9 protein-coding genes are annotated in these 8355 nt (G+C 62.6%); 8 read left to right on the plus strand and 1 reads right to left on the minus strand.

Annotation, left to right across the window (positions count from 1 at the left end; translation table 11 throughout):
• The first annotated feature begins 251 nt into the window (after window positions 1-251).
• The 5 genes from AC1D06_RS33375 (at window position 252) to AC1D06_RS33395 (ending at window position 4503) form a co-directional block, all read left to right on the plus strand.
• Window positions 252-1259: an ABC transporter permease gene (locus AC1D06_RS33375; protein ID WP_477990134.1), complete on the plus strand. Its 1008-nt coding sequence runs from the start codon at window positions 252-254 to the stop codon at window positions 1257-1259.
• Window positions 1252-2100 carry an ABC transporter permease gene (locus tag AC1D06_RS33380; protein ID WP_477990135.1) on the plus strand — a complete coding sequence of 283 codons (849 nt, stop codon included), beginning with the start codon at window positions 1252-1254 and terminating at the stop codon, window positions 2098-2100. Before AC1D06_RS33375 ends, AC1D06_RS33380 begins: the two co-directional genes overlap by 8 nt.
• A complete protein-coding gene (locus AC1D06_RS33385) occupies window positions 2097-2957 on the plus strand; it encodes an ABC transporter ATP-binding protein (protein WP_477990136.1) in 861 nt (286 codons plus the stop codon). The genes AC1D06_RS33380 and AC1D06_RS33385 overlap by 4 nt, the downstream gene beginning before the upstream one ends.
• Window positions 2957-3793 carry an ATP-binding cassette domain-containing protein gene (locus AC1D06_RS33390; RefSeq protein ID WP_477990137.1) on the plus strand — a complete coding sequence of 279 codons (837 nt, stop codon included), beginning with the start codon at window positions 2957-2959 and terminating at the stop codon, window positions 3791-3793. Before AC1D06_RS33385 ends, AC1D06_RS33390 begins: the two co-directional genes overlap by 1 nt.
• 110 nt (window positions 3794-3903) lie before the next feature.
• On the plus strand, window positions 3904-4503 hold the full coding sequence (locus AC1D06_RS33395; RefSeq protein WP_477990138.1) for a VOC family protein: 600 nt from the start codon (window positions 3904-3906) through the stop codon (window positions 4501-4503).
• A 42-nt stretch (window positions 4504-4545) separates the two neighbouring features.
• Here the strand turns inward: AC1D06_RS33395 and AC1D06_RS33400 are convergent, their stop codons facing one another.
• Window positions 4546-5526 carry an AraC family transcriptional regulator gene (locus tag AC1D06_RS33400; protein WP_477990139.1) on the minus strand — a complete coding sequence of 327 codons (981 nt, stop codon included), beginning with the start codon at window positions 5524-5526 and terminating at the stop codon, window positions 4546-4548.
• 140 nt (window positions 5527-5666) lie between these two features.
• Between AC1D06_RS33400 and AC1D06_RS33405 the strand changes: the two genes are divergently transcribed.
• Genes AC1D06_RS33405 through AC1D06_RS33415 form a run of 3 tightly spaced genes read left to right on the plus strand, consistent with a single transcriptional unit; the run spans window position 5667 to window position 8273 of the window.
• Window positions 5667-6170 carry a flavin reductase family protein gene (locus AC1D06_RS33405; RefSeq protein WP_477877021.1) on the plus strand — a complete coding sequence of 168 codons (504 nt, stop codon included), beginning with the start codon at window positions 5667-5669 and terminating at the stop codon, window positions 6168-6170.
• A gap of 52 nt (window positions 6171-6222) precedes the next feature.
• Window positions 6223-7008: an SDR family oxidoreductase gene (locus AC1D06_RS33410; protein ID WP_477990140.1), complete on the plus strand. Its 786-nt coding sequence runs from the start codon at window positions 6223-6225 to the stop codon at window positions 7006-7008.
• 29 nt (window positions 7009-7037) lie between these two features.
• On the plus strand, window positions 7038-8273 hold the full coding sequence (locus tag AC1D06_RS33415; protein WP_477990141.1) for a styrene monooxygenase/indole monooxygenase family protein: 1236 nt from the start codon (window positions 7038-7040) through the stop codon (window positions 8271-8273).
• Window positions 8274-8355 lie beyond the last annotated feature (82 nt).

The following is an 8355-nucleotide window of genomic DNA, read 5'->3' on the forward strand; positions in this document are numbered from 1 at the left end:
CGCGGGAAGCCCCCTCATCCGACCCTTCGGGCCACCTTCTCCCCGCTGGGGAGAAGAGGGAGCCCCTGGCCGGCGTCTCCGCCAAACTCGACGTTTTGCCGATATGTGACAGCGCTGCAGGTCGTGGGGAGATCCAAAATGATTGACGGTTTGCCACCGCATATCCTGACTTGCGCACTCTTGTGGCTTCACCCTGCCTTCTTTACGCTTTTGCCGCCCGAAAAACCGGCGCGGCGCGGAATTATTGTCTGATGCTTGCCCTTTCCATCCTCAACCGGCTCCTGCTCGCCGCCGTCACCTTGCTCGGCGTGGCGATCGTGGTGTTCGTGCTGTTGCGCGTCGTTCCTGGCGATCCGATCGCCATGATGATCTCGCCCGGCTCGACGCCGGAGCAGATCGCCCAGATGCGCGCCCATTACGGTCTTGATGGCACCATCATGAGCCAGTTCTGGATCTGGCTGAAGGCCATCCTGTCAGGCGATTTCGGCACGTCGATCTCGCTCAGGCGCAATGTTCTCGAACTGCTGGCGGAACGCCTGCCCGCGACGCTGGAACTGGCGGTCGCCGCATTGGTCTTTGCCGTGCTGCTTGGCGGTGCTGTCGCGATCGTCGGTACGCTTGTGCGGCGCACGCCGCTGGAGCCTGTGGTCGACACCGTCAACGGCACCGTGCTGGCGGTGCCGGATTTCGTCTGGGCGCTTGTGCTGGTTCTCGTTCTCGGTGTTTTCTTCCCTGTCCTACCTCTCTCGGGCCGAATTGACCCGACCGTGCAGACCGATTTCGTCACCCCCTTCTATCTCATCGAGAGCCTCATGCGGCTGCGCCTCCGCGAGTTCAGCGATATCGCATCGCACATGATCATGCCGGTGCTGGCGCTGGCTTTGCCGCTGGCAGCGATCATTGCCCGCGTACTCAAGGAGGCGCTGCTCGAAGCCATGGTCCAGGATTATATCCTGCTGGCGCGCCTCAAGGGCATGTCGACGCTCCGCCTCGTGCTACAGGAAGCATTGCGCAATGCCGTCGGTCCGACCATAGCGCTGACCGGCGTGCAATTCACCTTCCTCATCGGCGGCACCGTGATCATCGAACGCATCTTCGCCTATCCGGGCATCGGCAATATGGCGATCGATGCGGTGATCAATCGCGACCTGCCGCTGATCCAGGGCCTCGTCCTGGTGTTCGGGGCTTTGTTCATCATCATCAACCTGCTCGTCGACCTGCTGGTCGCGGCCTTCAATCCGAGGCTGCGCCATGCGTAAGTTGCTGCGCGCTGCTCTTTCCGATCCCAAGGTCATCTTCGGTGGCGGCTTCATCCTGATCCTGATCGCCCTTGCCATCCTGGCGCCTTGGATCGCCCCGCAGGATCCCTTGGAACAGGACCTGTCTCTCGGCACCATTCCGCCGGCCGGCTTCGCCGATGCCGAAGCCGGCTACTGGTTCGGCACGGACGATCTCGGCCGTGATGTGCTGTCGCGACTGATCTATGGCAGCCAGATCGCGCTCACCGTCGCCTTCATCGCCGCTGGCCTCGCTGCTCTCCTGGGCACCACGCTCGGTCTGCTTGCCGGATGGTACCGCGGCTGGGTCGATGTGGTGATTTCGCGGCTCGTCGATATCTGGATGGCCTTTCCGCCGGTGCTGCTGTCGATCCTGCTCGTCGCGGTCTTCGGCTCCGGTGTGCATTCGGTGATCGCTGCGATCGTCATCATCGACTGGACGCGCTTCTGTCGCGTCGTCCGCTCCGAAACCATGGCGCAGGCAAGCATGGACTATGTCACCGCCGCGCGCACCATCGGCTTCCCGCGCTTTCGAATCCTGATCTCCGAAATCCTGCCGAATGTCGCTCCGGTTCTCGTGGCGCTCGTCAGCCTGGAAATGGGCATAGCCGTGATCGTCGAAGCCATCCTCTCATTCGTCGGTCTCTCCGTCTCCTCCGACACGCCGACCTGGGGCGGCATGATCGCCGAGGGCCGCCAGATCGTCTACGAAGGCTGGTGGGTGATGGTGGCGCCGCTGGTGATGCTGCTCCTCACCGTTCTTGCCTTCAACCAGCTCGGCGACGGCCTGCGCCGGGCGCTTGATCCGATGATGCGCCGATGACCGATACGCTACTTTCCATAGCCGGGCTCTCGGCAGTTTCGGATCGCGATGGTGGCGCGCCCATCCTGCGCGATGTGGCGCTGTCGCTCGCACGTGGCGAGGTGCGCGGCCTTGTCGGCGAAAGCGGCGCCGGCAAATCCACCATCGCCAAGGCGCTGCTCGGCATCCTGCCCCGTACCGTGCGGGTGACAGCCGGCACGATCCTCTTCGAAGGCAAGAACCTGCTCACCTTGCCGGCTCCAGCGCTGCGCAACATCATGGGCAGCGAGATTTCGCTGATCCCGCAGGACCCGCAGACAGCACTCAACCCCGGCCGGCGGATCGAGGCGCAACTGACCGACGGGCTTCGCATGCGTCGTGGGCTTTCCGCCAAGCAGGCACATGTGCGCGCTGTCTCGTTGCTTGAGGAAGTGCATATCCGCGAGCCGGAACGCGTGCTGCGCTCCTACCCGCACGAACTGTCTGGCGGCATGCGCCAGCGTGTGCTGATCGCCGCGGCTTTCGCACTCGAGCCGAAACTGGTCGTTGCCGACGAGCCGACGACTGCGCTTGACGTGACCGTGCAAAAGCAGATCCTTCGGCTGATCCGCGGCATGCAGAAAGCCTATGGCACCGGCGTGATCTTCGTCACCCATGACCTAGGCGTCGTCGCCCAGATCTGTGACAGCGTGACATTGCTCTATGCCGGCAAGGTGATCGAGGAAGGCCGCACGGCCGATGTGCTCGCCGCTCCGCGACATGCCTATACCAAGGCACTGCTTGCCGCAGGCCCGCGATACGATCAGCCGAATGCCGGGCTTGAGCCCGTGCCGCAGACCGTGTTCGAACAATTGCGCGCCGAGATCGGGATCAAGTGATGGCAGACGATCTTCTCACCGCCCGCGGCATCGAGGTCACCTATGGCGCCAACCGGCTATTCGGGGGCGCCGGTCACAAGGTGCTGCACGGTGTCGACCTGTCGATCCGCCGTGGCGAGACGGTGGGCATTGTCGGCGAATCCGGTTCCGGCAAGACGACGCTGGGGCGCGCTTTGCTGAGGCTGGTCGATGCCTCCGCCGGAGAAATCCGCTTCGACGGCCGCGACATCACTCAGCTCCCCGACGGCGAGATGAGGCCGCTACGCCGTCGCATGCAGATGATCTTTCAGGACCCGATGGCCTCGCTCAACCCGCGCCATTCGGTGCGGAAAATCCTGGTCGAGCCGATCCTGCTGCATGGGTTGGCCGCCAATGCACGGCAGGCGGAAGAGCGGGTGCAGAAAATCCTCGACCGGTTTGCGCTGCCGAAAGTCGTGCTCGACCGCAATCCGCATGAGCTTTCCGGCGGCCAGCGCCAGCGCGTCGGCATTGCCCGCGCTGCCCTGCTGGAGCCGGATTTCGTGCTCGCCGACGAGATCGTCTCCGGTCTCGATGTCTCGACCCAGGCGCAAGTGCTCAATCTGTTGCGCGATCTATCGCGTGACATGGGCCTCGCCATGGCCTTTATCAGCCACGACTTGTCGGTGATCCGCGCCGTCTGCGACCGGGTCTATGTGATGCGCTTCGGCCGCGTGGTCGAAGAAGGCCGCTGCGAGGATGTCTTCGCTGCGCCGAAATCCAATTATACCCGCGCGCTTCTCGACGCGATCCCGCTGCCGGAAATCGACCCCGACTGGCTCGACCGGCAAAGCCCCGTCGACGACGCCGCGGCCTGAAGTTACCGCCCTGGCGGTGTGATTCGAGTGCATTTCATCTCTACCGCGCCGGACCTGCGGGCGCCGGCGATCGGCGAAGCCATGCCCGCATCACGAAAGGGGAACTGACCATGAAATATCTTCTGATGACGTCCCTGACTGCGGCGGTCATGCTGGCCGGCGCCAGCCTTGCGCATGCAGACTCGATGCCCGGCCTGCGTGGCCACGATCATACTGGCGTGACGGTCCCGAACATGGACAAGGCCGTGGATTTCTTCACCAATGTGCTGGGTTGCAAGGCCGCCATGTCCTTCGGGCCGTTTTCCGACGACAAGGGCACGTTCATGACCGACGCGCTCGGCGTCGATTCCAAGGCTGTGATCAAGAAGATCACCCAGGTGCGCTGCGGCTTCGGCTCCAATATCGAGCTGTTCGAATATGCTGCGCCGGACCAGAAGACGATCGTGCAGAGAAACAGCGACATCGGCGCCTTTCACATCGCCTTCTATGTCGATGATGTCGCTGCCGCCAAGGCCTATCTCGACAAGAAAGGCATCGCCACCCGCATGGGGCCGATCCCGATCAAGGACGGTCCAGCCGGTGGCCAGACGATCATGTATTTCCAGGCGCCCTGGGGCCTGCAGTTCGAAGCGATCAGCTATCCGAACGGCATGCAATACGAGAAGACATCCGAGACAAAGCTCTGGGACCCGAAGAATCCGGCAAAATGAGCGATCCGGTATGAGATGGGCGGACCGTCGGCGGTCCGCCTGTCATTTCCGCCGGCGCAGCGTCTCGGACGGTGTTTCGCCGAAACAGTCGCGATAGGCCGCGGCGGCGCGACCGAGATGGCCGAGCCCGGCAGCAAAGGCGGCGTCAGCCACCGAAACGATCTCTCGCTGGGCAAGCAGGTTGGAACGGAACCGCGCCAGCCTGAGCGCCAACAGCCCCTCACCCAGCGTCATGCCCTTTACCTTACGGTAGGTATCCTGCAGCGACCGCAACGACACGCCCGAGGCTGCGGCAATTTCGGCCATGGCGATCGCGCGCTCCGCGTGCGCATCCATGAATTCCTGCGCGCGGCGCACGGCAACCGGATCGCCAGCCGGCGCGGGCCGCGACAGCGAGGCCGTCTTGTTGCTGGCAAGCCCCGTCAGCAGCAGCGTCGTCATGCCATCGCGCAGTGTGGTCTTGTAGGCATCGGCGATCCGATCGCTGGTTTCCGCGGCCATCAGCATTATTTGTACATGCTGCAGGATCGCCGCGCCGACAGGACCGGTGAGATCGACCGCAGTATCGAATTCTATCGACTGGCTAACCTGATGCGTCAGGCTCTCGAATTGTGCCTGCAAAGCCTCACGACGGATGAGAACGATAAGCTTTTCGCAGCCCTCGTGCCAGACCATGCGCGAGGCGAGCGTCGGTGAGAGCAGCGAAGCGCGGATGCCGGCGCATGCCTCCGCCACTTGCGTGCCGCATCGCACCGTGGCCGAGCCCGCGATCGGCAGCTGCAGCAGGAAGAAGCGCGACAATTCCCCTGGATCGATCTCTACCGTCGATCCGTAGGAGACGAAATTCACCGAATAATCGGCCTGCACGACCGTGTGATGCCGGGCGTGAAAAAGCTTCGGCTCGCGCTCCAGCGGGTTGAGGAAATGCGGGCAGAAAATCCGGCCGATCGCGTCACGCGCATCCTCCGGCGAGCGTGTGTCGACGGCGGCGAAACGGGAAAGCGGCACATGCTTTATCTGCATCGGGTCCCCTCACGCTATCGAGAAAGCCTTGCCGGATCCGGATAATGGCTTGCGCAATCTGGATTGCGGAAGCGGCCTTCCGAGCGGAACATCAACATACTTTAAATTTCAAACGAATGGAAGTCCGGGAGGTTTTGACCATGGACAGGGAAGAGTTCCGTTCAGCGATGCGCCAGGTGGCTGGTGCAGTCACCGTCGTAACGACACGGGGCACGAATGGCGAGCCGCGCGGTGTCACCGCCACCGCCGTCTGCTCGCTCACCGTCGAGCCGCCCGCGGTGATCGCCTGCATCAACCGCGACACCTGGGTCGGCCAATTCGCCCCGCAGAGCGGCAATTTCTGTGTTAATGTGCTTTCGCGCGAGCAGCAGACGGTGGCCGAGACATTTGCCGGCCGTAGCGGGCTCGCCGCCGGCGACCGCTTCCAGGTGGGCGCCTGGGAGGAGCATGAAACCGGTGCGCCGGTTCTGAGTGGTACCATTGCCAGTTTCGACTGCGATCTCGACCAGGCGGTCGAATTCGCGACGCATGTGATCCTGATCGGCCGCGTCCGCAAGACGGTGAGCGGCAGAGTGAATGCCGAGCCGCTTGTCTATGTCGGCGGCGGTTTCACCACGACGCAGGTCGCGTCGGGTGTGATTTAGAAGTCGATACATTCGCCTGCAAAAAAATCCTGACAAGAGAATGGGGAATTCCATGCGTGGATTGACTGGAAAGACGGCGATCATCTCCGGTGGCGCGACGCTGATCGGCCAGGCTGTGGCCGCAACGCTGATCGGCTATGGAACGAAAGTGGTGATCGCCGACATCAACGAGGCTGACGGTAGCGCAGCGGCTAGCCGTCTCGGCGACCTGGCGCATTTCATCCGGACTGACATCACCAGTGATGACGAGATCGCCGCCCTCGTTGCAAAAACGGTCGAGACCACCAGCCGGCTCGATTTCCTCGTCAACGTTGCCTGCACCTATCTCGACAACGGGGCGGAGACTAGCCGCGCTGACTGGCTGAAGGCGCTGGATATCAACATCGTCAGCTCCGTGATGCTGATGCAGGCGGCGCGGGCGCACCTCAAGGCCAACAAAGGCGCGATCGTCAATTTCGGTTCGATCTCGGCCCGGGTCGCCCAGACCGGTCGCTGGGTCTATCCGGTCTCGAAGGCCGCGATCCTGCAGCTCACCCGCAATCAGGCAATGGACCTGGCGCCGGACGGCATCCGCGTCAACGCCGTCTCGCCCGGCTGGACCTGGAGCAATATCATGGTGCAGCTCACGCATGACAATCGCGAGAAGACTGACAAGGTCGCCGCACCCTTCCATCTGCTCGGCCGCACCGGCAATCCCGAAGAGGTCGCCGAGGCCATCGCCTTCCTGCTTTCCGACAATGCCAGCTTCGTCACCGGCACCGATATCTGCGTCGATGGCGGCTACACCGCCATGGGCCCGGAACAGAACGTGCCGGCCATTCCGAAGCTGATGGACTGATCGACCAACGAGAACAAGGGAACGAAACCATGAGCAAGCGCAAGATCACCATTGTCGGCGGCGGCCAGTCGGGCCTGCAGCTCGGCTGCGGCCTTCTCACCAACGGCTATGACGTCGAGATCGTCCAGAACCGGACGGCCGACGAAGTCAGGACCGGCAAGGTTCTGTCGAGCCAATGCATGTTCGGCGCGTCGCTGCAGAACGAGCGCGACATCGGGCTGAATTTCTGGGAAGCGGAATGCCCGACGGTCGATTCGATCAATTTCTGCGTCCCGGCCCCTGATGGTTCCGGCAACAAGGCGATTGACTGGAATGGCAAGCTCGACCGGCCGGCGCAGAGCGTCGACCAGCGTGTAAAAATCCCGCGCTGGATGACGGAGTTCGAACGCCGCGGCGGCACGATCACCATTCGCGACGCCGGCATCGACGATCTCGAAAACTATGCGAAATTCTCCGACCTCGTCATCGTCGCTGCCGGCAAGGGCGACATAGCAAAACTCTTCGAGCGCGATGCGGAGAAATCGCCGTTCGACAAGCCGCAGCGGGCGCTGGCGCTCACCTATGTCAAGGGCATGCTGCCGCGCTCGGACCATTCGGCGGTGAACTTCAACCTGATCCCGACGGTCGGCGAATATTTCGTCTTCCCGGCGCTGACGGTGAACGGCCCGTGCGACATCATGGTGTTCGAGGGCATCCCCGGCGGTCCGATGGACTGCTGGAAGGACGTGAAGACGCCTGACGAACATCTGGCGAAATCGCTCTGGATTCTCCGCACCTTCCTGCCCTGGGAAGCTGATCGCAACCGAAACGTCACGCTGACCGACGACAACGGCATCCTCGCCGGCGCCTTTGCCCCGACGGTGCGCAAGCCGATCGGCAGACTGCCTTCCGGCGCGCTTGTGCTCGGCATGGCCGATGCCGTTGTACTCAACGATCCGATCACCGGCCAAGGTTCGAACAATGCCTCCAAATCGGCCAAGACTTATATGGATGCGATCCTCGCTCGTGGCGATCGGCCCTACGATGCCGCCTTCATGCAGTCGACCTTCGACACTTACTGGAATTATGCGCAATATGTGACAGGCTGGACCAACGCCCTGCTGCAGCCGCCTCCGCCGCATGTGCTTACCATCATGGGCACGGCACAGGCCTATCCGTCCTTGGCCAAACGCATCGCCAACGGTTTTGACAACCCGCTTGACTTCTTCCCGTGGTTCGCTGTGCCGGAAGAAGCGGATGCTTATTTGAAGAAGCTGGCAGCATAAGACCAATTGTTACTGGCCGGCCGGGCATCCGACCGGCCGTAACAATCGAACTGGAAGCCGGCGTAAAAGCGATGTAACAGGG

The sequence above is a fragment of the Rhizobium sp. P2_G2 genome (genome assembly GCF_056403555.1).

Excerpts from the sequence above, each read along its gene's own strand:
- AC1D06_RS33395 (WP_477990138.1), top strand. The coding sequence starts at position 3,904 with ATGAAATATCTTCTGATGACGTCCCTGACTGCGGCGGTCATGCTGGCC.
- AC1D06_RS33410 (WP_477990140.1), top strand. The coding sequence starts at position 6,223 with ATGCGTGGATTGACTGGAAAGACGGCGATCATCTCCGGTGGCGCGACG.
- AC1D06_RS33375 (WP_477990134.1), top strand. The coding sequence starts at position 252 with ATGCTTGCCCTTTCCATCCTCAACCGGCTCCTGCTCGCCGCCGTCACC.
- AC1D06_RS33385 (WP_477990136.1), top strand. The coding sequence starts at position 2,097 with ATGACCGATACGCTACTTTCCATAGCCGGGCTCTCGGCAGTTTCGGAT.
- AC1D06_RS33390 (WP_477990137.1), top strand. The coding sequence starts at position 2,957 with ATGGCAGACGATCTTCTCACCGCCCGCGGCATCGAGGTCACCTATGGC.
- AC1D06_RS33405 (WP_477877021.1), top strand. The coding sequence starts at position 5,667 with ATGGACAGGGAAGAGTTCCGTTCAGCGATGCGCCAGGTGGCTGGTGCA.
- AC1D06_RS33380 (WP_477990135.1), top strand. The coding sequence starts at position 1,252 with ATGCGTAAGTTGCTGCGCGCTGCTCTTTCCGATCCCAAGGTCATCTTC.
- AC1D06_RS33415 (WP_477990141.1), top strand. The coding sequence starts at position 7,038 with ATGAGCAAGCGCAAGATCACCATTGTCGGCGGCGGCCAGTCGGGCCTG.
- AC1D06_RS33400 (WP_477990139.1), bottom strand. The coding sequence starts at position 5,526 with ATGCAGATAAAGCATGTGCCGCTTTCCCGTTTCGCCGCCGTCGACACA.